Source organism: Pseudonocardia sp. NPDC046786 (assembly GCF_040645415.1).
Classification (GTDB): Bacteria; Actinomycetota; Actinomycetes; order Mycobacteriales; family Pseudonocardiaceae; genus Pseudonocardia; species Pseudonocardia kongjuensis.
In genome coordinates this window covers 39,526-62,270 of the sequence record NZ_JBEYYF010000001.1, presented here as the reverse complement: position 1 = coordinate 62,270, position 22,745 = coordinate 39,526, and the positions used below count along the sequence as shown (strand labels likewise).

General features: G+C 74.0%; 22 protein-coding genes. 18 read left to right on the top strand and 4 right to left on the bottom strand.

The window, feature by feature from the left end; all coding sequences use genetic code 11:
* Positions 1-203 precede the first annotated feature (203 nt).
* Complete coding sequence (locus ABZ881_RS00325; protein ID WP_358480541.1) at positions 204-956, bottom strand: oxidoreductase; 753 nt, start codon at positions 954-956, stop codon at positions 204-206.
* 332 nt (positions 957-1,288) lie between these two features.
* On the opposite strand from ABZ881_RS00325, the gene acs reads away from it, so the two are divergent.
* From acs to ABZ881_RS00290, 7 genes are all read left to right on the top strand, one after another.
* The gene (gene acs, locus ABZ881_RS00320) at positions 1,289-3,271 is read left to right on the top strand and encodes an acetate--CoA ligase (protein WP_358480539.1); all 1,983 of its coding nucleotides are present in this window, start codon (positions 1,289-1,291) and stop codon (positions 3,269-3,271) included.
* A 71-nt stretch (positions 3,272-3,342) separates the two neighbouring features.
* A complete protein-coding gene (arfB, locus tag ABZ881_RS00315; protein ID WP_358480537.1) occupies positions 3,343-3,771 on the top strand; it encodes an alternative ribosome rescue aminoacyl-tRNA hydrolase ArfB in 429 nt (142 codons plus the stop codon).
* A 92-nt stretch (positions 3,772-3,863) separates the two neighbouring features.
* Positions 3,864-4,379 (top strand): phage holin family protein, encoded by a 516-nt coding sequence (locus tag ABZ881_RS00310; RefSeq protein WP_344024954.1) that lies wholly within the window; start codon positions 3,864-3,866, stop codon positions 4,377-4,379.
* Positions 4,380-4,452: 73 nt separating this feature from the next.
* On the top strand, positions 4,453-5,331 hold the full coding sequence (locus ABZ881_RS00305; RefSeq protein WP_358480535.1) for an alpha/beta hydrolase: 879 nt from the start codon (positions 4,453-4,455) through the stop codon (positions 5,329-5,331).
* Between the two features lie 104 nt (positions 5,332-5,435).
* Positions 5,436-6,695 carry a phosphoribosylamine--glycine ligase gene (gene purD / locus ABZ881_RS00300; protein ID WP_358480533.1) on the top strand — a complete coding sequence of 420 codons (1,260 nt, stop codon included), beginning with the start codon at positions 5,436-5,438 and terminating at the stop codon, positions 6,693-6,695.
* A 232-nt stretch (positions 6,696-6,927) separates the two neighbouring features.
* Positions 6,928-7,140, top strand: a complete 213-nt coding sequence (locus tag ABZ881_RS00295; RefSeq protein ID WP_358480531.1) for a hypothetical protein — start codon at positions 6,928-6,930, stop codon at positions 7,138-7,140.
* 127 nt (positions 7,141-7,267) lie between these two features.
* Positions 7,268-8,452, top strand: a complete 1,185-nt coding sequence (locus ABZ881_RS00290) for a pyridoxal phosphate-dependent aminotransferase (RefSeq protein ID WP_358480530.1) — start codon at positions 7,268-7,270, stop codon at positions 8,450-8,452.
* Positions 8,453-8,470: 18 nt separating this feature from the next.
* Here ABZ881_RS00290 and ABZ881_RS00285 read toward each other — a convergent pair whose 3' ends face one another.
* Entirely contained in the window at positions 8,471-9,667 is a 1,197-nt protein-coding gene (locus ABZ881_RS00285; protein WP_358480528.1) for a GntG family PLP-dependent aldolase, read from the bottom strand.
* A gap of 119 nt (positions 9,668-9,786) precedes the next feature.
* Between ABZ881_RS00285 and ABZ881_RS00280 the strand changes: the two genes are divergently transcribed.
* From ABZ881_RS00280 to ABZ881_RS00265, 4 genes are all read left to right on the top strand, one after another.
* Entirely contained in the window at positions 9,787-10,371 is a 585-nt protein-coding gene (locus ABZ881_RS00280) for a TetR family transcriptional regulator (protein WP_358480526.1), read from the top strand.
* A gap of 53 nt (positions 10,372-10,424) precedes the next feature.
* Positions 10,425-11,843 (top strand): adenylosuccinate lyase, encoded by a 1,419-nt coding sequence (gene purB, locus ABZ881_RS00275; protein ID WP_358480523.1) that lies wholly within the window; start codon positions 10,425-10,427, stop codon positions 11,841-11,843.
* Entirely contained in the window at positions 11,840-12,700 is an 861-nt protein-coding gene (locus tag ABZ881_RS00270; protein ID WP_358480521.1) for a phosphoribosylaminoimidazolesuccinocarboxamide synthase, read from the top strand. The genes purB and ABZ881_RS00270 overlap by 4 nt, the downstream gene beginning before the upstream one ends.
* Positions 12,701-12,980: 280 nt before the next feature.
* A complete protein-coding gene (locus ABZ881_RS00265; RefSeq protein WP_358480519.1) occupies positions 12,981-13,496 on the top strand; it encodes a hypothetical protein in 516 nt (171 codons plus the stop codon).
* Positions 13,497-13,966: 470 nt separating this feature from the next.
* On the opposite strand, the gene ABZ881_RS00260 is transcribed toward ABZ881_RS00265, so the two are convergent.
* Positions 13,967-14,917: a sugar-binding domain-containing protein gene (locus tag ABZ881_RS00260; protein ID WP_358480517.1), complete on the bottom strand. Its 951-nt coding sequence runs from the start codon at positions 14,915-14,917 to the stop codon at positions 13,967-13,969.
* Between the two features lie 156 nt (positions 14,918-15,073).
* Between ABZ881_RS00260 and ABZ881_RS00255 the strand changes: the two genes are divergently transcribed.
* From ABZ881_RS00255 to ABZ881_RS00230, 6 genes are all read left to right on the top strand, one after another.
* Positions 15,074-16,171, top strand: coding sequence for an alcohol dehydrogenase catalytic domain-containing protein (locus ABZ881_RS00255; RefSeq protein ID WP_358480515.1), 1,098 nt, complete (start codon positions 15,074-15,076; stop codon positions 16,169-16,171).
* A 10-nt stretch (positions 16,172-16,181) separates the two neighbouring features.
* The gene (locus ABZ881_RS00250; protein WP_358480513.1) at positions 16,182-17,489 is read left to right on the top strand and encodes an RbtT/DalT/CsbX family MFS transporter; all 1,308 of its coding nucleotides are present in this window, start codon (positions 16,182-16,184) and stop codon (positions 17,487-17,489) included.
* The gene (locus ABZ881_RS00245; RefSeq protein ID WP_358480511.1) at positions 17,486-19,198 is read left to right on the top strand and encodes a dihydroxyacetone kinase family protein; all 1,713 of its coding nucleotides are present in this window, start codon (positions 17,486-17,488) and stop codon (positions 19,196-19,198) included. The genes ABZ881_RS00250 and ABZ881_RS00245 overlap by 4 nt, the downstream gene beginning before the upstream one ends.
* Positions 19,195-19,701 (top strand): ribose-5-phosphate isomerase, encoded by a 507-nt coding sequence (locus ABZ881_RS00240; protein ID WP_358480510.1) that lies wholly within the window; start codon positions 19,195-19,197, stop codon positions 19,699-19,701. Before ABZ881_RS00245 ends, ABZ881_RS00240 begins: the two co-directional genes overlap by 4 nt.
* Entirely contained in the window at positions 19,701-20,420 is a 720-nt protein-coding gene (locus tag ABZ881_RS00235) for a GolD/DthD family dehydrogenase (protein ID WP_358480508.1), read from the top strand. The genes ABZ881_RS00240 and ABZ881_RS00235 overlap by 1 nt, the downstream gene beginning before the upstream one ends.
* Positions 20,421-20,508: 88 nt before the next feature.
* Positions 20,509-21,270 carry a DUF2334 domain-containing protein gene (locus tag ABZ881_RS00230; protein WP_358480507.1) on the top strand — a complete coding sequence of 254 codons (762 nt, stop codon included), beginning with the start codon at positions 20,509-20,511 and terminating at the stop codon, positions 21,268-21,270.
* Between the two features lie 68 nt (positions 21,271-21,338).
* On the opposite strand, the gene ABZ881_RS00225 is transcribed toward ABZ881_RS00230, so the two are convergent.
* Positions 21,339-21,698, bottom strand: coding sequence for a VOC family protein (locus ABZ881_RS00225; protein ID WP_344024925.1), 360 nt, complete (start codon positions 21,696-21,698; stop codon positions 21,339-21,341).
* Between the two features lie 186 nt (positions 21,699-21,884).
* Here ABZ881_RS00225 and ABZ881_RS00220 point away from each other — a divergent pair, with 186 nt between their 5' ends.
* Positions 21,885-22,745 carry an alpha/beta hydrolase gene (locus ABZ881_RS00220; RefSeq protein WP_358480505.1) on the top strand — a complete coding sequence of 287 codons (861 nt, stop codon included), beginning with the start codon at positions 21,885-21,887 and terminating at the stop codon, positions 22,743-22,745.

The window sequence follows — 22,745 nt, the reverse complement described above, 5'->3', positions numbered from 1 at the left end:
CGGGCTCCGTACGCGTGAGCCGGGCACTCCACGCCGAGCACGCCGCGGGAGGCATGTCGTCGTGGGCCTGCGTACCGGGACGCCGGGCGCCGAGGCCGTCGTACACGACACGTAGTGCACGCCAGGAACCCGGACCGCGCGTCGGGTCGGGCGGTGTCCCCCCAGGGGACGCCGCCCGGCTCACTGTCCGGGCCGATCGGGTGTCAGACCGACTGGGCCGCCGCGATCGAGAGGCCCTCGCGGCCACCGGCCTCCCACTCCGTGCACAGGTGCACGATCCAGCGGGCCACCCCGTCGGCGGTCCCGGACCCGAACGCCTCCGCCGCCTCCCGGTACTCCGCGGGCCGGCGCAGGAACCCCACCTCCGGCACCGACAGGCCGCGCGGGTCCAGGCCGGACGACATCGCCGTCAACCGGGCGGCGGCGCGGGCGACCACTCCGTCCGCGGTGCCGAACGGGCGCAGTGTCAGCAGCTCGCCGTGCACCACCGCGACCAGCACCGGGGCCGGCACCGAGGTGCCGCCGCCGAGCAGGTCGGCGAGCCCGGCGAGCCGGGCCGACGCCCCCGGCCGCGGCCGCCCCAGCAGCGCCTCGTGCTCCTCGGCCGGCACCAGCTCGGTCGCCGCGAGCACGTGCAGCCGGGCCAGCGCCTGCAGCGGCGCCCGGCCCCACACCTCCAGCAGCCGAGCGCGTTCGTCGGCGATCCGGACCGCCCCGGCCAGCACCGGATCGGACACGTGATCGGCGGTCGCGGGCCGCAGCGGGGCACCGTCCAGCGCGGCCGACGACCGGGCGGCACGCAGCGCGGCCTCGGCGGCCGTCGCGGGCCAGCCACGCCGGTTCACCGGCCGGTTGTGCACCTCGGTGGTCGCGTCCCGCGCCCGGGCGACCGCCTCGGGCACGCCGGGCAGGCCGGTGAGCGGGGCCAGCGGGTCGTCGGTCGGGGGACGGGCCATGCGTGTCATCGTCGCAAGCGGTGCCCTACTCTCGGGTACCGGCTCTCCCGCCCGGCTCCGTACGCAGTGGACCGTTCGTCGTCCGCCGGTCGGCCGTCCGTCGGCCGCCGGTCCGCGGCCTCGCCGATGCGCCACGGTCGTCGTCGGCCTGTCGCAACCCCGATGACCTGGGACGACGCCGCCGCCCGCCGGTCGGTGCGGAAACCACCCGTCCCGTCGGACGGTGCACGGCGCCATCCGGTTCACTAGCGTCGTCACGCACACGTGCGCACCCTGGTGGGTACGCAGGCCGAGAGGCCGGAATCACGCCGCGTCAAGGAGGACACGAGGACATGGCCGAGTCCGAGAAGAGCTCAGGAACCAGCTCAGCACTGAGCGCACTGTCCACCGAGAGCCGCTCGTTCCCGCCGCCCGAGGAGTTCGCGGCTCAGGCCAACGCCACCGCCGAGTGGTACGAGCGTGCCGAGTCCGACCGCGACGGGTTCTGGGCGGAGCAGGCCGACCGCCTGCACTGGACCAAGCGCTGGGACACCGTCCTGGAATGGGAGGCACCGTTCGCGAAGTGGTTCGTCGGCGGCGAGCTGAACGTCGCCTACAACTGCGCCGACCGGCACGTCGAGGCCGGCAACGGGGACCGGGTCGCGATCCACTGGGAGGGCGAGCCCGGCGACTCCCGCACCATCACCTACGCCGACCTGCAGCGCGAGGTCTCCAAGACCGCGAACGCGCTCGCCGCGCTCGGCGTCGGCAAGGGCGACCGGGTGGCGATCCAGCTGCCGATGATCCCCGAGGCGGTCTTCTCGATGCTGGCCTGCGCCCGGCTGGGCGCGCTGCACAGCGTCGTCTTCGGCGGGTTCTCGCCGGGCGCGCTGAAGGCCCGGATCGAGGACGCCGAGGCGAAGCTGCTGATCACCAGCGACGGCCAGTACCGGCGCGGCAAGCCGGCGCCGATGAAGGAGAACACCGACGAGGCCGTCGCGGGCACCACGATCGAGCACGTGCTCGTCGTGAAGCGCACCGAGACCGAGGTCCCGTGGACCGACGGCCGCGACGTCTGGTGGCACGACGCCGTCGACTCGGCCTCCGACCAGCACACCCCGGAGTCGTTCGACTCCGAGCACCCGCTGTTCATCCTCTACACCTCGGGGACCACGGGTAAGCCGAAGGGCATCCTGCACACCTCCGGCGGCTACCTGACGCAGTCCGCGTACACCCACAACGTCGTGTTCGACCACAAGCCGGGCGAGAGCGTCTACTGGTGCACCGCCGACATCGGCTGGGTCACCGGGCACACCTACATCGTCTACGGGCCGCTGGCGAACGGCGCCACCCAGGTGATCTACGAGGGCACCCCGAACACCCCGCACGAGGGCCGGCACTGGGAGATCGTCGACAAGTACGGCGTCACCATCTACTACACGGCGCCGACGCTGATCCGGACGTTCATGAAGTGGGGCGAGGACATCCCCGCCAAGTACGACCTGTCGTCGCTGAAGGTGCTCGGCACGGTCGGCGAGCCGATCAACCCCGAGGCCTGGATGTGGTTCCGGGAGAAGATCGGCAAGGAGCGCTGCCCGATCGTCGACACCTGGTGGCAGACGGAGACCGGTTCGCAGATGATCGCCCCGCTGCCGGGCGTCACCGCGACGAAGCCGGGCTCGGCGATGCGGCCGCTGCCCGGCATCTCGGCGACCGTCGTCGACGACTCGGGCACCCCGGTCGGCAACGGCGAGGGCGGCTACCTGGTGCTCGACCAGCCGTGGCCGTCGATGCTGCGCGGGATCTGGGGCGACAACGAGCGCTACCGCGACACCTACTGGTCCCGGTTCGCCGAGCAGGGCTACTACTTCGCCGGTGACGGCGCGAAGTACGACGACGACGGCGCCATCTGGCTGCTCGGCCGGGTGGACGACGTGATGAACGTGTCCGGGCACCGCATCTCCACCACCGAGGTGGAGTCGGCGCTGGTCAGCCACCCCACGGTGGCGGAGGCCGCGGTCGTCGGCGCGTCCGACGAGACCACCGGGCAGGGCATCGTCGCGTTCGTCATCCTGCGCGGCAGCGCGGCGAAGGACGGCGGCGAGGACGCCATCAAGGCGCTGCGCGACCACGTGTCGAAGGAGATCGGCCCGATCGCGAAGCCGCGCCAGATCATGGTCGTCGAGGAGCTGCCGAAGACCCGCTCCGGGAAGATCATGCGCCGTCTGCTGCGCGACGTGGCGGAGAACCGCGAGGTCGGCGACGTCTCGACGCTGGCGGACTCGTCGGTGATGGACCTGATCTCCACCGGCATGAAGGACTCCAAGGAGGAGTGACCCCGCAGCGGTGACCCGGCGGCCCCGGCGCGATCGTCGCGTCCGGGGCCGTCGGTGTCACCATGCCCGTCGTGGACTCCGACGGGATACGGGTGCGGCGCGGCCTCGTCGTGCCCGAACGGGAGCTGTCCTGGCGGTTCTCCCGCGCCTCCGGGCCGGGCGGGCAGGGCGTCAACACGACCGACTCCCGGGTCGAGCTGTCGTTCGACCTGGCCGGCTCGCCGAGCGTCCCGGAGGACCTGCGGGCACGCGCGCTGGAGCGGCTGCGGAACCGGCTGGCCGGCGGCGTCCTGACGATCGTCGCCGCCGAGCACCGCAGCCAGCTCCGCAACCGGGAGGCCGCCCGCGCGCGACTCGCCGCCGTCCTGGGGCAGGCCACGGCCCCCGAACCGCGCACCCGGCAGCCCACCCGTCCCACCGCCGGGTCGAAACGCCGCAGGCTGGACGCGAAGAACCGGCGGGGGCAGATCAAGAAGCTGCGCGGCCGCCCGGACGAGTGAGGAGCCGGGACCGGCGTGGCGCGGGCGAGCGGGCGATGGTCCCCCGTGGCACGATGGCGGCTCACTGATCGCCGAGCGCAGGAGGGAAGACGGTGGCCAGCAACAGCCAGTCGGGCAACGCGGAGGTTCCGCCGGTCCTGCCCTCGATCCCGCTCTCCCCGGAGCCGGGGCCGCGGGACGCGTCCCTCGGGGCGCTCGCCAAGGACGTCACCACGCACCTGTCCACGCTGGTCCGGTCCGAGGTCGAGCTGGCCAAGGCCGAGGTCACCGCCGAGGTGAAGAAGGGTGTCCAGGGCAGCGTCTTCTTCGTGATCGCTGCGGTGATCGCGCTGTTCAGCCTGTTCTACCTGTTCTTCACCCTGGCCGAGTTCCTGTCGCTGTGGCTCAACCGGGCGGCCGGGTTCGGCATCACGTTCCTGGTCATGCTGCTGCTCGCCGGGCTGTTCGGCTTCCTCGGCTACTTGCGCGTCCGCAAGATCCGCAAGCCGGAGCGGACCATCGACTCGCTGAAGGACTCCGCCCAGGTGCTGTCCCAGCGCGGCCGCGGCGGTGACAACGTGCGCGAGTTGACCGACGGCCCGTCCGGACGGCACGCCGCAGCGGGCTGACCCGCAGGTGGGCCGCGACGGGCCGGCCGATCCCGCGGTGGTGCGGATCGACGGTCCGTGGAGGCATCGTGCGGTGTCGGCCAACGGCATCCGGATCCACGTGGCCGAACACGGCCCCGCCGACGGCCCGCTGGTGGTGCTGCTGCACGGCTTCCCCGAGTTCTGGTGGACCTGGCGGCACCAGCTGCGCGCGCTCGGCGACGCCGGCTTCCACGCCGTCGCCCCCGACCTGCGCGGCTACGGCGACACCGACAAGCCCCCACGCGGCTACGACCTCTGGACCCTCGCCGGTGACTGCGCCGGCCTGATCCGGGCGCTGGGGGAGCGGCGGGCGCACGTCGTCGGGCACGACTGGGGTGCGGCGATCGCCTGGAGCGTGACGGCGCTGCACCCGCGGCTGGTGCGTTCGCTGACCGCGCTCGGCGCCCCGCACCCGGTGACGATGCGGGACGCGGTGCTGCGCGATCCGCTCGGTCAGGGCCGGGCCAGCCGGTACATGGCGGGCTTCCAGGTGCCGCGGCTGCCGGAGCGCTCGCTGCGGGCCGGGCGCGGCGCCCGGGTCGAGGCGATCATGCGCGCCTGGGCCGGGCCGGAGTGGGCGACGACCGCGGACTTCGCCGGTGCGGTGGCCCGGAACCGGGAGGCGATCCGGATCTCCGCCGTCGCGCACTGCGCGCTGGAGTACTACCGGTGGGCGGTGCGGTCGCTGTTCCGCCCGGAGGGCCACCGGTTCGCCCGCGCCGTGTCCGGCCCGGTCGGTGTCCCGGTGCTGCAGGTGCACGGCGCCGACGATCCCTGCGTGCTGGACACCACGATGCGCCGCACCCGCCGGTTCGCCGGTGCCGGGTTCGACCACCACGCCCTCCCGCGCACCGGGCACTTCCCGCAGCAGGAGCGCCCGGAGCGGGTCACCGGGCTGATCCTGGACCGGCTGGCCGGCACCCCGGGCTGAGCCCGTCCCCGGGCGTCGGGAGCACCCCGGCCCGGACGGCGCTCCAGCACCCGGACCGATGCCGGTGGCGCGGCCCGGGACATGCGCAGATACGCTCGACGACCGTGCGAATCCTGGTCGTGGGAAGCGGCGCGCGCGAGCACGCCATCGCGGTGTCCTTGGCGCAGGACCCGGGGGTGACGGCCCTCGCCTGCGCCCCGGGCAACGCGGGGACGGCGGCGGTCTCCGAGCAGCTGGGTCTGGACGTGGCCGACAACGACGCCGTCGTGTCGGTCGCCCGGACCTGGCAGGCGGACCTGGTCGTCATCGGACCCGAGGTACCGCTGGTCAACGGTGCTGCCGACGCGGTCCGGGCCGCGGGGATCCGGTGCTTCGGCCCGGGCCGCGAGGCGGCCCGCATCGAGGGCTCGAAGGCGTTCGCGAAGTCCGTGATGAGCTCGGCCGGCGTGCCGACGGCGTCCTCGGTGGTGGTGGACAACCCCGCGCACCTGGACACCGCGCTGAGCGTGTTCAGCCCACCGTACGTGGTGAAGGACGACGGCCTGGCCGCCGGCAAGGGCGTCGTCGTGTCCGACGACATCGAGATCGCCAGGGCGCACGCGCTGAGCCTGCTCGACGCGGGCCATCCGGCGCTGCTCGAGTCGTTCCTGGACGGCCCGGAGGCGTCGCTGTTCTGTCTGGTCGACGGTTCCACCGTGGTGCCGCTGCTGCCGGCGCAGGACTTCAAGCGGGTCGGCGACGGCGACACCGGCCCGAACACCGGCGGCATGGGCGCCTACTGCCCGCTGCCGTGGGCCGGCGCCGACCTGACCGACGAGCTGGTGGAGAAGATCGTCCGGCCGGTCGCGGTCGAGCTGGAGAAGCGCGGCGCCCGGTTCTCCGGCCTGCTCTACGCCGGTCTCGCGCTCACCTCGCAGGGCCCGGCAGTGATCGAGTTCAACTGCCGCTTCGGCGACCCGGAGACGCAGGCGGTGCTGGCGCTGCTGCGCACGCCGCTGGCAGGGCTGTTGTACGCGACGGCGACCGGGACGCTCGCCGAGCAGCCGGCGCCGGAGTGGTCGGACGGGTCCGCGGTGACCGTCGTCGTCGCCGCCGAGGGCTATCCGGCGACCCCGCGGCTCGGCGACGTGATCACCGGCGCGGACGGCGAGGGCGTGCTGCACGCCGGCACCCGGCGACGGGACGACGGCGCGGTCGTGTCCTCCGGCGGGCGGGTGCTGTCGGTGGTCGGGACGGGCGCCGATCTGGCCGCCGCGCGGGCCGACGCGTACGCGCGGCTGGCCCCGGTCCGGCTCGCCGGATCGCACCACCGGACCGATATCGGGCTCAGGGCCGAGCGCGGCGAGGTCCACATTCCGGGATGATGTTGCCGAGAGGTTACCGCTGTATGGCGCAGCGACCTTGCTCTAAATGGAGTAACAAGCCGATTGACCAGGACGATCTTGTCGAGGCCCTGGTCGTTGCCGCGGGCCGTGTAGAAAGATCTTGAACACGGTGTAAAACCGGACATCATGGTTTGATCGATCCGGTGCGGGGCGGAATCGTTCCGTGTCACGGGGGCACAGCCGGTGCCCTCGAGACACAGGAGGATCCATCATGGCCAACGCTCCCCAGCCGGCCCGTCGTCGTCGCGCCCTGACCCTGGTCGGTGCCGCGATCGCCGCCCCGCTCGCCACCCTGGCGTTCACGGGCTCGGCCCAGGCCGCCGAGCTGACCCCGGTCGCCGAGTACCTCGACGCCGCGGTCGCCGACACCAGCGCGCAGGTCGGTGCCGCCCTCGACGAGCTGGGCCTCGCCGCGGCGGAGTGACACCGCGCGGGTTCTGCCCCGCACGGGGCGGGCTCCCGGCCCGCGCACCGGTGTGATCCGGGCCCGGCACCCCCACGGCGGCGGAGGTGCCGGGTCCGGCGCAGGTCCACCGGCCTACCCTCGACCGGTGACCGGATCGACCGCCTCCCAGCTCACCGTCGCCGCCCGGGCCGCGGTGGCCCCGTTCCACGTGATGGACGTCTGGGCGGCCGCCGCGCAGCGGGCCCGCACGCACGGCGACCTGATCAACCTCTCGGCCGGGCAGCCGTCGACCCCGGCGCCCGAGCCGGTCCGCCGGGCCGCCGCCGAGGCGCTGAACTCCGAGGTGCTCGGCTACACCGTCGCCCCCGGCATCCCGGAGCTGCGCGCCGCCGTGGCCGGCCACTACCGGCGGACCGCGGCCGTGACCGTCGACCCGGATGACGTCGTGCTGACCACCGGCTCGTCCGGCGGGTTCCTGCTGGCCTTCCTGGCCGCGTTCGACGCGGGCGACCGGGTGGCGCTGGCCCGCCCCGGCTACCCTTGCTACCGCAACATCCTCTGCGCGCTGGGCTGCGAGGTCGTCGAGCTGCCGTGCGGGCCGGAGAGCCGGTTCCAGCCGACCGTCGCGATGCTGGAGGAGCTCGACGAGCCGGTGAAGGGCCTGATCCTGGCCAGCCCGGCGAACCCGACCGGCACCGTGCTGGAGCCGGCCGAGCTGGCGGCGCTCGCGTCGTACTGCGAGGGCCGCGGGATCCAGCTGGTCAGCGACGAGATCTACCACGGCATCACGTTCCCCGGCTCGCCCGCGACGGCCTGCGCCTGGGAGACCTCGCGGGAGGCGCTGCTGGTGAACTCGTTCTCCAAGTACTTCTCGATGACGGGCTGGCGGCTGGGCTGGCTGGTCTGCCCGCCGCGGCTGCGCCGCACCGTCGAGGGCCTGGCCGGGAACTTCACCGTCTGCCCGCCCGCGCTGCCGCAGCACGCCGCGCTGGCCGCGTTCGACGAGGCGAGCTACGCCGAGGCGGACGCGCACGTCGTCCGGTACGGGCACAACCGGGACCTGCTGCTGGCCGGGCTGCGCGGTATCGGGATCGACCGGCTGGCACCGGCCGACGGCGCGTTCTACGTCTACGCCGACGTCGCGCACCTGCTGCGCCCCGGCGAGGACTCGATGGCGCTGACCTACCGGCTGCTCGACGAGACCGGGATCGCGGTCGCGCCCGGGCCGGACTTCGATCCGGTCGACGGCGGGGACTACCTGCGGTTCTCCTGCGCCGGGACGTCCGAGGGGATCACCGCGGCGCTGGACCGGCTGCGCGCCTGGGTGTGACCGGCCGGTAGGCGCTGGTCAGCCCAGTGCGGTGCGCGGCGTCTGCTCCGGCACGTCGCGGGAGCGGCCGAGATGGGCGGGCGGCGCCCCCGGCGACCCGGTGCTGGCCGGGCCGACCTCCCCGATCCGGTCCAGGGCGGCGGCGATGTGCCGCTCGGTGATGTCCCGGTGGGTCATCAGCCGCAGCTTCCCGGCGATCGCGCCGGCGCGCACCCCGGCCTCGCGGAACGCGGCGATCGTGCCGCGCAGGTCGGCGACGTCGAGCAGCACGATGTTGGTCTGCGGCTCCCGGACCCGCCAGCCGCGTTCGCGCAGGCCCGCTGCGAGCGTGGTGGCCAGCGCGTGGTCCTCGGCGAGCCGGTCGACGTCCTCCAGGGCGACCAGCCCGGCCGCGGCCAGCACGCCGCCCTGCCGGACGCCGCCGCCCAGCATCTTGCGCAGCCGCCGGGCCTGCTCGGTGAACTCCGCCGATCCGGCGACGACCGACCCGACCGGGGCGCCGAGACCCTTGCTCAGGCAGACCGCGACGGTGTCCGCGCCGACCGTGAGCGCGCCGGGCGGCACACCGAGCGCGACGGCGGCGTTCCACAGCCGGGCGCCGTCGAGGTGCACCGAGAGCCGGGCGGCGCGGGCGGCCGCGGCGACGGCCGCGTGCTCCTCGGGCGCGGTCACCGTGCCGCCCGCCGAGTTGTGCGTGTTCTCCAGGCAGAGCAGCGTCGGCCGGAGCGCGGCGTAGGAGCCGTTGTCGGCGGTGTCCACCGCGGCCCGCCGCACCGCGTGCGGGGTGATCTTGCCAGGGCCGCCGTCGTGCGGCAGCGGCCGCGGCATCCCGCCGGCCAGCCAGGCGGCCGTCCCGAGCTCGAAGTCGAGCACGTGCGCGCCGAGCGGGGCCAGGAACGACTCGCCGCGGCCGAGCCGGCTCATCAGCGCGATCAGGTTCGCCATCGACCCGGTCGGCGTCCACAGTGCGTCGGTGGCGCCGAGCAGGCCGGCGACCCGCTCCTCGAGCTCGCGCATCGTCGGATCGCGGTCGAGCACGTCGTCGGCGACCTCGGCGGCCGCCATCGCCTTGCGCATCGCGGGCGTCGGTGCGGTCACGGTGTCCGAGCGGAGGTCGATCGGCTCGGCCGGATCCACCGCGGGGGCGCCGCGCAGTGGGCTTCGCGAGGCTCGGCGGCTGCGAGGTGACGGGCGCACGCCCTCAGTGTCGGTCATCCGCGTCCGGCGCGACACGGCAGGGTCACGAAAAGGTCACGGATGACGCCCTCACCTGGGAGAGGAGACGCGGGGCAACTCACTCGAAAGAATGCCGCCGCGGCAGGCAGGATGGCCCCATGGCGGCCCCCGGTAAACAGACGGAGAAGGGTGAGCGGCGGCGCGCGCTGCTCGTCGCGGCAGCTGCCGAGCTGCTCGCGGAGGGGGGCTTCGACGCGATCCGGCACCGTGCCGTCGCCGAGCGGGCCGGGGTGCCCCTGGCCGCGACCACCTACTACTTCTCCTCGCTGGAGGACCTGGTCGGCGCCGGCCTGGATCAGCTGGGCCGCGAGGAGCTGGCCGACGCGCGCCGCTGCCTCGACATCCGGGACGACCCGGCCGAGATCGTGCTCGACCTGCTGCTCGGCCCGCGCTCGCGGAACGAGGGACTGGGTGCGGTGCTGCGCCGGTTCGAGCGGCTGATCGGCTCCGGGCACCGGCCGTTCCTGGCCGGGCTGCTGCGCGCCCAGCGGGTCGAGTTCGACTCGCTGCTCGACGAGGCGCTCACCCGCACGGCGGGCCGCCGTCCGCGGCCGGGCGAGGTGCGCCGGGTGACCGCGCTGGTCGACGGCATGGTGCTGACCGCCCTGATCGAGGCCGAGCAGGATCCGCGCGGGGTGGCCCGCGACGCGCTGCGCGAGGCGATCGGCGAGCAGTCCGTGTGAGCCGGGGCTCCCGGCCGCCCCACCCGTCCGACCAGCGATTATCATCGCGCCACGTGATTCCCAACGTGCTGGCCGCGCGCTATGCGAGTCCCGAGCTGGTCCGGCTCTGGTCCCCCGAGTACAAGATCGCGCTGGAGCGACGGCTGTGGATCGCGGTCCTGCGCGCCCAGCGTGACCTGGGCATCGAGGTGCCGTCGTCGGTGATCGACGACTACGAGGCCGTCGTCGAGCAGGTCGACCTGGCCTCGATCGCCGATCGCGAGCGGATCACCCGCCACGACGTGAAGGCCCGGATCGAGGAGTTCAACGCCCTCGCCGGCCACGAGCACGTGCACAAGGGGATGACCAGCCGGGACCTCACCGAGAACGTCGAGCAGCTGCAGATCCGGCTGTCCCTGGAGCTGGTCGCCGACCGCACGGTCGCGGTCCTGGCCCGGCTGGGCCGGCGCGCCGCCGAGTACGCCGAGCTGGTCATGGCCGGCCGCAGCCACAACGTCGCGGCGCAGACGACCACGCTGGGCAAGCGCTTCGCCTCGGCCGCCGACGAGCTGCTCGTCGCGCACGCCCGGCTAGCGGACCTGCGCTCGCGCTACCCGCTGCGCGGCATCAAGGGCCCGATGGGCACCAGCCAGGACATGCTGGACCTGCTCGACGGCGACCCGGCGAAGCTCGACGAGCTGGAGCAGCGGGTCGCGACGCACCTCGGGTTCGCCGAGGCGTTCACCAGCGTCGGCCAGGTCTACCCGCGCTCGCTGGACCACGACGTCGTCACCGCGCTGGTGCAGCTCGCTGCGGCCCCGTCGTCGCTGGCCACCACGATCCGGCTGATGGCGGGCGCCGAGCTCGCCACCGAGGGCTTCGCCCCGGGGCAGGTCGGGTCGTCCGCCATGCCGCACAAGATGAACGCGCGTTCCGCGGAACGCATCAACGGCCTGATGACGATCCTGCGCGGGCTCTCGGTGATGACCGCGGACCTGGCCGGCGCCCAGTGGAACGAGGGCGACGTCAGCTGCTCCGTCGTCCGCCGGGTCGCCCTGCCGGACGCCTTCTTCGCGCTCGACGGCCTGTTCGAGACCACGCTGACCGTGCTCGACGAGTTCGGCGCCTACCCGGCGGTGATCGCCCGCGAGCTGGACCGCTACCTGCCCTTCCTCACGACGACCGCGGTGCTGATGGCCGCCGTGCGGGCCGGGGTCGGCCGGGAGACCGCCCACGAGGTGATCAAGGAGCACGCGGTCGCCGTCGCGCTGGCGATGCGCGAGCAGGGCCAGGCCGGCAACGACCTGCTCGCCCGGCTCGCCGCCGACGACCGGCTCGGGCTCCCCGCCGGCACGCTCGACGGGCTGCTCGACGATCCGCTGCGCTTCACCGGGGCGGCGGCCGCGCAGGTCGCCGCGGTCACCGAGCGGATCGCGGCGATCACCGCCAAGAACCCGGAGGCGGCCGCCTACACCCCCGGGGGGATCCTGTGAGGCTGATCCACTCGGGCAAGGTCCGCGAGCTCTATCTCGACGAGTCGGTGGATCCGGCGCAGCTGCTGCTGGTCGCCTCCGACCGGCTCTCGATCTACGACGTGGTGCTCCCGACCCCGGTCCCGGACAAGGGCGCGATCCTCACCGCACTGTCGCTGTTCTGGTTCGACCGGACCGCCGATCTCGTCCCCAACCACGTCATCGGCACGCACGACATCCCGGCTGCGTTCGCCGGGCGGGCAGTGCGCTGCCGCCCGCTGGACATGCTGCCGGTGGAGTGCATCGCCCGCGGCTACCTCACCGGGCTGGGCCTGAAGGAGTACCAGAAGGACGGCACCGTCTCCGGCGTGCGGCTGCCGGACGGCCTCGTCGAGGGCTCCCGGCTGCCCGAGCCGATCTTCACCCCGACCACCAAGGCGGCGGTCGGCGAGCACGACGAGTTCATGACCTTCGACGACGTCGTCGCGCTGGTCGGCGCGGACACCGCCGAGCGGCTGCGCGCGCTGACCCTGGAGGTCTACCGGCGCGGCGCCGAGTCGGCCGCCGCCGGCGGCATCCTGGTCGCCGACACCAAGCTGGAGTTCGGCCGGGACACCGACGGCGAGATCGTCCTCGGCGACGAGGTGCTCACCCCGGACTCGTCGCGGTTCTGGCCCGCCGACTCCTACCAGCCCGGGCGCCCGCAGTTCTCCTTCGACAAGCAGTACGTGCGCGACTGGTCGGCGGGCCTGGACTGGGACCGCACCGCGCCCGGCCCGGAGGTGCCCGACGACGTGGTGGAGGTCGTCCAGGACCGCTACGCCGAGGTGTACCGGAGGATCACCGGGACGGCCTGGGAGTCGCCGGTCACCGGCTGAGGCCTCCTCCGGCGGGTGTTGTCGCATGGCAACATCACTGGTAGCGTTCCCGAGTGGTCAGCAGAGGGTGGCACCCGAAGGCTCCCATCCCTGTGGCGCTCGCCGATGTCGCCCGTCCCGGGCGGCGGGTCGACGAGATCCACAAGGGGCACCGTTGGGGTGTGCTGGTCTGCACCGACTGCGGTACGAAGCCTGCGATCTGGTCGACCCCGCGTGTACCTGAGGACACCGCTCGGCAGATCCGCCGCTGTGCGGTGAGCCACCGCCACGAGGAGGGCCGATGAGCATCCACGACTTCACCCTGGTCATCGACGGAGCTCTCGATGACGACGAGCTGGACGCCCTGTACGAGGCGGGGTTCGACGACTCCACCCCGGAGGTCGAGTCCGATCGGACCCTGCTGCACATCTCGCGTGACGCGCCGAGTCTGCCGGTGGCGATCGCGTCCGCGTTGCGGGCGCTGGACCGGGCAGGGCTGCCGGTGTCCGGTGTCGGTTCCCCGGATCTCGTCGAGCTGCCGGTGATCGCCGAACGGGTCGGCCGGAGCCGCGAGTCGATCCGGCTGCTCGCAGCGGGTCGGCGCGGACCGGGCGGGTTCCCGGCGGCCCGGGAGGGGCTGTACTCGTGGGCGGCGGTGCGGGAGTGGTTCGCCCACTACGCCCCGGCGACCGTCGGATCGCCGCCCGCGGAGGAGCTGCACCAGGAACGCGTCATCGCGGCGGCCGATCATCTGGTGCAGGCACGGAACCTGATGCGGGGCCACGCCGAGGAGCTTCGCGAGCTGTTGCCGAGCTGACGCTGGACGGGGCCCGTGGTGCTCCGGGGTGTGGCCGCGGCGGTCCGGACGGCATGTCCCGGTCGTCGGACAGCGGGTCGATGCCGTTTCGTCGGAGTTCCTCCAGTCTGTCGGCCACCTTCCGCGCGAGCTTGACTCGCGCAGCCGCGCGTTCGGCGATCTCACCGGTCCGGCACGGCCAGACAGGCCGGCCGCGGAGTACCCCGGGACACGAACGGCACCGGGGAACGACCCCGGATCCGGCCGGACGGTCTGCGACGTGCTCGGCCAGCAGCGCCGCGAGCAGCCCGGGACGGGCTAGGCGGTTCGCCGGTGCACGTCCCGGCTCGTGCGACCAGTCCGGCGAGCTCGCTCTGGGTGTAGCCGCGCCGTCGTCGGTAGAACGCGATCCGCTCACCGACGGTGAGGGCATCGCCCGATGCACGCATCGGCTCACGCTACCGCGCAGCCGCGCCCCGGCCGGCGCCGTCTCACCCCCCGCCCAGCGCCTCCAGCAGCGCCCGCGCCGTCGGGGCGTCGGTGACGAGCCGGTTGAACAGCCCCGCCCGCGCCCCGCCGACGATGCTCGGCACCTTCTCCGCCCCGACGGCCACCGCGATCGTCCGCGGCACTTTCCGCAGCTCGTCGGGGGAGATGCGGACCATCCGGTCGCTGCCCGGGAACGCGATCTCGCCGCCGTCGGCGCGGTAGAAGTTCAGGCACACGTCGCCGGCGCCGGCGCGCAGCCCCTCGTCGTCCAGCGGGACCGAGGTGGAGATGGACTCGCGCCCGGCGGGCGGCGCCCCGACGCCGACCAGCGCGGCCTGCGCCCGGCCCCAGAACCCGGTGACCCGCCGGAACTCGGGGTCCTCGGCGAGCGTGTGCCGCATCGCCGGTGACGGCATGGCCTGGGTGAACAGGAAGTGCGGGTGCGCCTGCATCCGTTCGGCGAGCGCCCGGGTGATCTCGTTGGTCTGGTGCCACGCCTCCGGCTCGGCGACGCCGCCGACGGTCGGCACGATCTCGCAGCCGGGGAACGCGGGCAGCGCCTCGTGGCTGATCTCCCACACGGTCCGGCCGGAGGACACCAGCAGCACGTCGCCGGGGGCGAGCGCGGCCTCGCGCAGCGCCTCGCCGACCGGCTCGGCGAGCGCCGGGCCGAGCGGGTCCGCCGTGTACGGCGCCAGCCACACCCGCTCGACGCCGAGTGCCGCGGCCAGCCGGACCGCGTCGTCGCCGCCGGTGGCCAGGGTGTCCGGGTCGTGCACGGTGATCCGGACGATGCCGACCCGCCGGGCCTCGGCGAGCAGCCGGGACACCGTCGGCCGGGACACCGTCAGCCGCTCCGCGATCGCGGCCTGGTTGAGGTCGTCGAGGTAGTACAGCCGCGCCGCCCGGTGCATCAGGGCCAGGTCGCGGCGGGTGGGCCCACGCGGCGCCATCGCCGGCCTCCCTTCGTCGTGGCCGATCCTGCCGCACCACCGTACTGCACGTTTGTTCATCCTGGAACCGATGTGTTGACGGATGTTCACAACAGAACGCATGCTCAGAACCAGCGTTCATGCAGAGATCCGCATGGCACCAATGGAGGTTCTGCCGTGGCTGTCGATACAGCGATTCCCGCCCGGATGCAGGCCGTCGTCGTGCACGGCCCGGAGGACTACCGGCTGGAGGAGGTGGACGTCCCGAAGCCGGACGCGGGAGAGCTGCTCATGCAGGTCGAGGCCGTCGGCGTCTGCGCCAGCGATCTCAAGTGCTACCACGGCGCCGCCAAGTTCTGGGGCGACGAGAACCGCCCCGCCTGGGCGCAGACCGGCGTAACCCCGGGCCACGAGTTCGTCGGCCGGATCGTCGGCGGCGACGACGCCGGGCTCGCCCGGCACGGCGTCGCGCTCGGCGACCGGGTCGCCTGCGAGCAGATCGTGCCCTGCGAGGAGTGCCGCTACTGCCTGCGCGGCCAGTACTGGATGTGCGGGCCGCACGACATGTTCGGCTTCCGCAACTTCAACGGCGCGATGGCCCAGTACATGCTGGTCCCGACCCGCGCCCGGGTGCACCGGGTCTCGCCGGACCTGGAGCCGCAGCACGCCGCGTTCGCCGAGCCGCTGTCCTGCGCGCTGCACGCGGTCGAGCGGGCCACCATCTCCTTCGACGACGTGGTGGTCGTCGCCGGCTGCGGCCCGATCGGGCTGGGCCTGATCGCCGGCGCCCGCGCCAAGAACCCGCGGCTGCTGATCGCGCTGGACCTCGACGACGACAAGCTGGAGCTGGGCCGGCGCACCGGTGCCGATCTCACGATCAACATCGGCCGGGAGGACGCCGTCGCCCGGGTCAGGGAGCTGACCGAGGGCTACGGCGCCGACGTCTACCTGGAGGGCTCCGGCGCCGTCCCGGCCGTCGCGCAGGGCCTCAACCTGCTCCGCAAGCTGGGCACCTTCGTCGAGTACTCGGTCTTCGGGTCCGACGTGACGGTGGACTGGTCGATCATCTCCGACGACAAGGAGCTCGACGTCCGCGGCGCCCACCTCGGCCCGCACTGCTGGCCCGCCGCGATCAAGATGCTGGAGGACGGCAAGCTGCCGGTCGCCGACATCTGCACCAACCAGGTGCCGCTCGCGGAGTTCCAGAAGGCCCTCGACCTGGTCGGCGACACCTCCGGTGCGTCGGTGAAGGTCTCGATCCTCCCGAACGCGTGAGGGGCCGGACGTGAAGGAGACCTTCCTCGACCGGCTCGGTATCCCGCACTCGCTGCGCTGGGGATTCCTCGGCCTGCTGGTCTTCATGACCGGCAACGGCACCGAGTCGAACTTCATCTCGCCGCACATCGAGGCGGTCCTCGGCTCGCCCGAGGCCACCGTCGCCACGATCATCTCGATGTACGGCCTCGCCGTGCTCGTCGCCAGCTACCTGGCGGGCGCGCTCGCCGACCTGTGGGGGCCGCGCCGGGTGATGACCCTGGGCGTCGTCGTCTGGGTCGTGTTCGAGGTGCTCTTCCTGCTGAGCCTGCAGGCGGAGAGCTTCTGGGGCGTCACCATCACCTACTTCCTGCGCGGCTTCGGCTACCCGCTGTTCGCCTTCGCCTTCCTGGTGTGGGTCACCGCGGTCACCCCGTACTCCCGCAACGGCGCCGCCGTCGGCTGGTTCTACGTGATGTTCACCGGCGGCCTGCCCACCCTGGGCTCGGTGTTCGCGATCGGCATGATCCCGGCGTTCGGCGGCGGGACCGGCGGCGAGACCGCCGCGATGGTCGGCGCGACCGCGCTGGTCGTCGCCGGCTGGGCGATCTGCCACTTCGGTGTCCACGAGGGACACGCCCACCGGCGCCTCGCCCCGGCCGGCGAGACCAACGCCCAGGTGCTCACCGCCGGGCTGCGGCTGACCGCGAAGAACCCGCGGATCCTGATGGGCTTCCTGGTGCGGCTGATCAACACCGCGCCGCAGTACGGCATGTTCGTCATCCTGCCGACCGTCATCGCCGTCGACCTCGGCTGGGGCCAGAACCGCTGGCTGACCATGACCGTGTTCGTCTACGCGACGAACATCCTGGTCAACGCCGTGTTCGGCTGGGTCGGCGACAGGTGGGGCTGGCGCCGCACCGTGCAGTGGTTCGGCGTGTTCGGCTCGGCCCTGGGTCTGCTGCTCTGGTGGTACGTGCCGCAGGCCGTCCCGGCCGGCTCCACCTGGGGCTTCTGGGTCTCCGTCGCGGCCGGCTGCGTCTTCGGCTGCCTGCTCGCCGGGTTCGTCCCGATGGGCGCGATCATGCCCGCGCTGGCACCCGACCACAAGGGAGCCGCGATGGCCATGTACACCACCGCCGCGGGCGGTGCCGCCTTCCTGGGCGCGGCGGTCGTCGCGATCATGCTGGCGCTCGGGACCGGGAACGTCGGCGTCGTCTGGGCCTTCGTCGCCCTCTACGGGGCCGCCTTCGTGATGATGTACTGGCTCGACGTCCCCCAGCGCGCGGAGGACCTGCCCACCTCGGCCGACTCCGCCGGAGTGGGTGAGCGCCCATGACCCGCATCTACGACGACCCGGCCGAGTTCGCCGACGACCAGCTCGCCGGTTTCCTCGATCTCTACGCCGACCGTGTCCGAGGGGTGCACGGCGGCGTGGTCGCCCACCGCGGCGACGACCCGCAGGTCGCGGTGGTGATCGGCGGCGGATCGGGCCACTACCCGGCGTTCTGCGGGACGGTCGGGCCCGGGCTGGCGCACGGCGCCGTGGTCGGCAACATCTTCACCTCGCCGTCGGCGGCCCAGGCGTACTCCGTCGGGAAGGCCGCCGACCAGGGCCGGGGCGTGATCTTCAGCTTCGGCAACTACGCCGGCGACGTCATGAACTTCGGGATCGCCGCGGAGCGGCTGCGCGCCGACGGCATCGACGCCCGGATCGTCGTCGTGACCGACGACGTCGCCTCCGCCGACGAGGAACGCAAGCGCCGCGGCATCGCCGGCGACTTCACGGTGTTCAAGGTGATGGGCGCGGCTGCCGCGCAGGGCCACGACATCGACGAGGTGGAGCGCCTGGGCCGGGCCGCGAACTCCGCGACCCGCACCCTGGGCGTCGCCTTCTCCGGCTGCACCATGCCGGGGGAGGACGAGCCGCTGTTCACCGTGCCGGACGGTCACCTCGGGCTCGGGTTGGGCATCCACGGCGAGCCCGGGATCCGGGACGTGCCGATGCTCCCGGCCCGGGAGCTCGCCGGTCTCCTGGTCGACGAGCTGCTCAAGGCCGCCCCGGCGGGCGCGACCGGCCGGGTCGGCACGATCCTCAACGGACTCGGGACGACCAAGTACGAGGAGCTGTTCCTGCTCTGGGGGCACGTCGCGCGACGGTTGCGCGACGCCGGGTACGAGATCATCGACCCCGAGGTCGGCGAGCTCGTGACCAGCCTGGACATGGGCGGCTGCTCGCTCACCCTGATGTGGCTCGACGACGAGCTGGACCCGCTGTGGCGGGCCGACGCCTACACCCCCGCCTACCGCAAGGCCGGTGCGCCGCTGGCCGGGCTGCGCGCCCCGAGCAGCGACGAGCTGGCCGGCGCGCGGGCCGCCGTCACCGCGCCGGAGGCGGGCGAGGCCGCCCGCCGGCTGGCCGGCACCGTGCGTGACGCGCTCGCCGCCGTCGAGGCGACGGTCCGGGAGCACGAGCACGAGCTCGGCCGGATCGACGCCGTCGCCGGGGACGGCGACCACGGCCGCGGCATGCTCAAGGGGATCACCGCGGCGACCGCGCGGATCGCCGACCTCGGTCCCGAGGTCGGCGGCGGCTGGCTGCTCCAGCAGGCCGGCCAGGCCTGGGCCGAGCGAGCGGGCGGCACCTCCGGCGTGCTCTGGGGGGCCGCGCTGGAGTCGTTCGGCCGGCATCTCGGCGACTCCGCGGACGGCTACCCGGCCGACGTCGTCGCCGCCGGCGTCCGCGAGTTCGCGAGCACCATCGAGCAGCTCGGCGGGGCCCGGCCGGGCGACAAGACGCTGCTCGACGCGCTGCTGCCGTTCGCCGACGAACTGCAGCGACGGGTCGCGGCGGGCGCGGACCTCGCCACCGCCTGGACCGCCGCCGCGGACAGCGCGACGGCGGGCGCGCGGGACACCGCCGAGCTGCGCCCGCGGATCGGGCGCGCCCGGCCGCTGGCCGAGAAGAGCGTGGGGACGCCCGACGCGGGGGCGACCTCGCTGGCGCTGATCGTCACCGCGGTCGGACGAGTTCTGGAGGACGGATGAGCGACAAGCTGCGCATCGTGGTCGGTGCCGACGACGCCGGGTTCGGCTACAAGGAACGGCTCAAGGCCGATCTGCAGGCCGACGACCGGGTCGCCGAGGTGATCGACGTCGGGGTGGCCGCCGACGGGCACACCGCCTACCCGCACATCGGGGTGGCCGCGGCCCGCAAGGTCGCCGACGGCGAGGCCGATCGCGCGCTGCTGGTCTGCGGTACCGGGCTCGGCGTCGCGATCTCGGCGAACAAGGTGCCCGGCATCCGGGCGGTGACCGCGCACGACCCGTTCTCGGTGGAGCGCTCGGTCAAGTCCAACGACGCCCAGGTGCTCTGCTTCGGGCAGCGCGTGGTCGGCATCGAGCTGGCCCGCAAGCTCGCCTCGGACTGGCTGGACCACCGGTTCGACCCGCGGTCCGCGTCGGCCGAGAAGGTCGCCGCGCTGGACGGCTACGACCGCCGGGACGGCGAGCGCACCGCCGCGGCCGGGACGGTGGGGACGGACTGCTGATGTTCGACCTGACGGGCAGGGTGGCCCTGGTGACCGGCGCCGCCTCCGGGATCGGCGCCGAGGTGGCGGGCGCGCTCGCCGCGCAGGGCGCCGTCGTCGCCGGGGCCGACCTGCGCACCGACGGGCTCGGCGGGTGCACCTCGGCGCACCGGGTGGACGTCGCCGACCCGGACTCGGTGCGCGCCTGCGTGGACGAGGTGCTCGACCGGCACGGCCGGCTCGACGTACTGGTCAACTCGGCCGGGCTGGCGCTGCTCGCGCCCGCGCAGGAGCTGGGTGTCGACGAGTGGCGCCGGACCCTCGACGTCAACCTGACCGGATCGTGGCTGATGGCGCAGGCCGCCGGCCGGGTGATGGTGGAGCAGGGCCACGGCCGGATCGTGAACCTGGCGTCCCAGGCGGCGAGCAGCGGGCTGGAGAAGCATGCGGCCTACTGCGCGTCGAAGGCCGGGATCAACGGGCTCACCCGCACCCTCGCCGTGGAGTGGGGGCCGCACGGGGTGACCGTGAACGCGGTGTCGCCGACCGTCGTGCTCACCGCGCTGGGTCGCGAGGTCTGGGACAACCCGGCCGGCGACGCGCACCGCGCCGAGATCCCCGCCCGGCGGTTCGCCGAGCCGTCCGAGGTCGCCGCGGCCGTGGTGTACCTGGCCTCGGCCGAGGCGGCGATGGTGAACGGCGCCGAGCTGCGCGTCGACGGCGGGTTCACCGCCCGCTGAGCCACCCGTACCGACCGCCGGTCGTTCGTCGCCGGGCCGACCCGCGCGGCTCACACCGCGTTCATCCCGGTGCGTTGTCATGGCGGGCATGGGAACGCTGCTGGTCTCGCTGTCCGGCCTCACCGACGGCGACGACGCCGACCGCGCCCGCGCCGTCGCCTTCGCCGTCGAGCTGGACCGGCGCGGGGTGCCGCTCACCCACCTGGTGCAGCCCCGCGCCGCCGGCGCACCGCCGCTGCGCCGCGCCGACGACCTGGTCCGCTGGCTCGCCGGCCGGGTCGGCGCCGGCGACGACCTGCTGCTGCACGGCTACGACCACACCGCCGACCCGGTCGGGGCCTGGCAGAACGGTTCGGTCCCGCGGATCGGGCGGCGCACCGAGTTCGGCGCGCTGCCCCGGCACGAGGCGCTGCTGCGGCTGACCGCCGCGCGCCGGGTGCTCACCGCGACCGGCCTGTCCACCGACGGCTTCGCGGCGCCCGGCTGGACGGCGTCCGCGAGCACCGTCGCGGCGCTCCCCGAGCAGGGGTTCACCCTGTGTGCGGACGAGACCGCGATCCGGTCCACGCTGCCCGGCGGACCCGTCCTGCGGGCCAGGGTGCTGACCTTCCGCAGCTCCGAGCCGTGGCTGCGCGCCGAGCCGGCGGCGGGCGGCAGGCGGGCGCTGCCGGCCCAGGCGCTGCGGTCGGTCAGGCGGGCAGGCGTCGTGCGGATCGGCTTGCGCGCCAAGGACCTCCGGAAGCCGCACCGGGTCGGGGCCGCGCTCGAGGCGATCGACGCCGCCCGCTCCGCCGGTGCCGTCGGGTCGGTGCACCGCGGGCTGTTCCCGGTGGTCGCGGCGGCGGCGTGACAGCACCCGCCCACCGGGTTGTCCACAGTGTGTGTGTGCTGTGGACAACCAGGTCGCCTGTGGACGGATCAGCTGCGGTGCTCGCCGAGCACGCAGAACTCGTTGCCCTCGGGATCGGCCAGCACGGTCCACGGCTGGTCCCCGTGCTGGCCCACGTTGATCCGGGTCGCGCCCAGCATCAGCAGCCGGGCGACCTCGGAGTCGCGCACGCCGTCCGGCCGCAGGTCGATGTGCATCCGGTTCTTCGTCCGTTTGCCCTCCGGCACCGGCACGAAGGTGATCCCCGGGGCGCCACCGCGGACCGGCCGGATGGAGAACTCGCGCGGCGACACGGCGACGACCTCCCAGTCGAGCGCCTCGGCCCACCAGCGGCCCAGCCGTTCCGGGTCGCGGGCGTCGAGGACCACCTGCTCCCAGGTCATGCCCATCGGAGGTGTCCCGCCGGTCCCCGGCCGGTGACCGGTGCGGGGCAGGGCGGGCCCGCCGGATCGTGCGTGTGGCTGCGGTGCATGCGACCAGCATCCCCGGTCCGTCCGTGCTCGTCCGAGCGGGTGACATGGGTCGTTGCTCACGCGGCACCGATGAGAACGCCGTCCCGGCCCGGTCGGGGATGCATGGACACGCACACCCTCGACGTCGGCGACGCCGTCATCGCCTACGACGTGCACGGCCCCGATCCGGCGCCGGGCGACCGGCCGCTGCTCGCGATCGGCCAGCCGATGGACGCCACCGGGTTCCGCTCGCTCGCCGCGCAGCTGCCGGAGCGCCGGGTCGTCGCCTACGACCCGCGCGGGATCGGCCGGAGCACCCGGCGGGACGGCCGCACCGACCACGACCCGCAGGTGCAGGCCGCCGACGTGCACGCGCTGATCGGCGCGCTCGGCGGGCCGGTGGACCTGCTGGCCAGCAGCGGGGGAGCGGTCACCGCGCTGGCGCTGGTCGCCGCGCACCCCGGCGACGTCCACGTGCTGGTCGCGCACGAGCCGCCGCTGATCGGCGAGCTGCCGGACGCGGCGGCCGCCCGGCGGGCGTGGCGCGAGATGCGGGAGGTCTACGAGGCGAAGGGCCACGGCGCCGGGATGGCCGCCTTCATCGCACTGACCTCCTGGTCCGGCGAGTTCACCGACGACTACTTCGCCGCCGGGCCGCCGGACCCGGCCGCGTTCGGCCTGCCCACCGACGACGACGGCGCCCGCGACGATCCGCTGCTGTCCGATCGGTCGGCGTCGGTCCTCACCTTCGTCCCGGACGCGGCCGCGCTCGCCGCGGCGCCCACCCGGGTGCTGATCGCCGTCGGGGAGGAGACCGGGGACGCGCTCACCGCACGCACCGCGCGGGCGCTCGCCGCGCGGCTCGGCCGGGAGTTCGTGCTGTTCCCCAGCCACCACGGCGGCTTCGCCGGCGGCGAGTTCGGCCACCCCGGCGATCCGGCCGGGTTCGCCGCCAGGCTGCGCACGGTGCTCGACGGCGGCTGA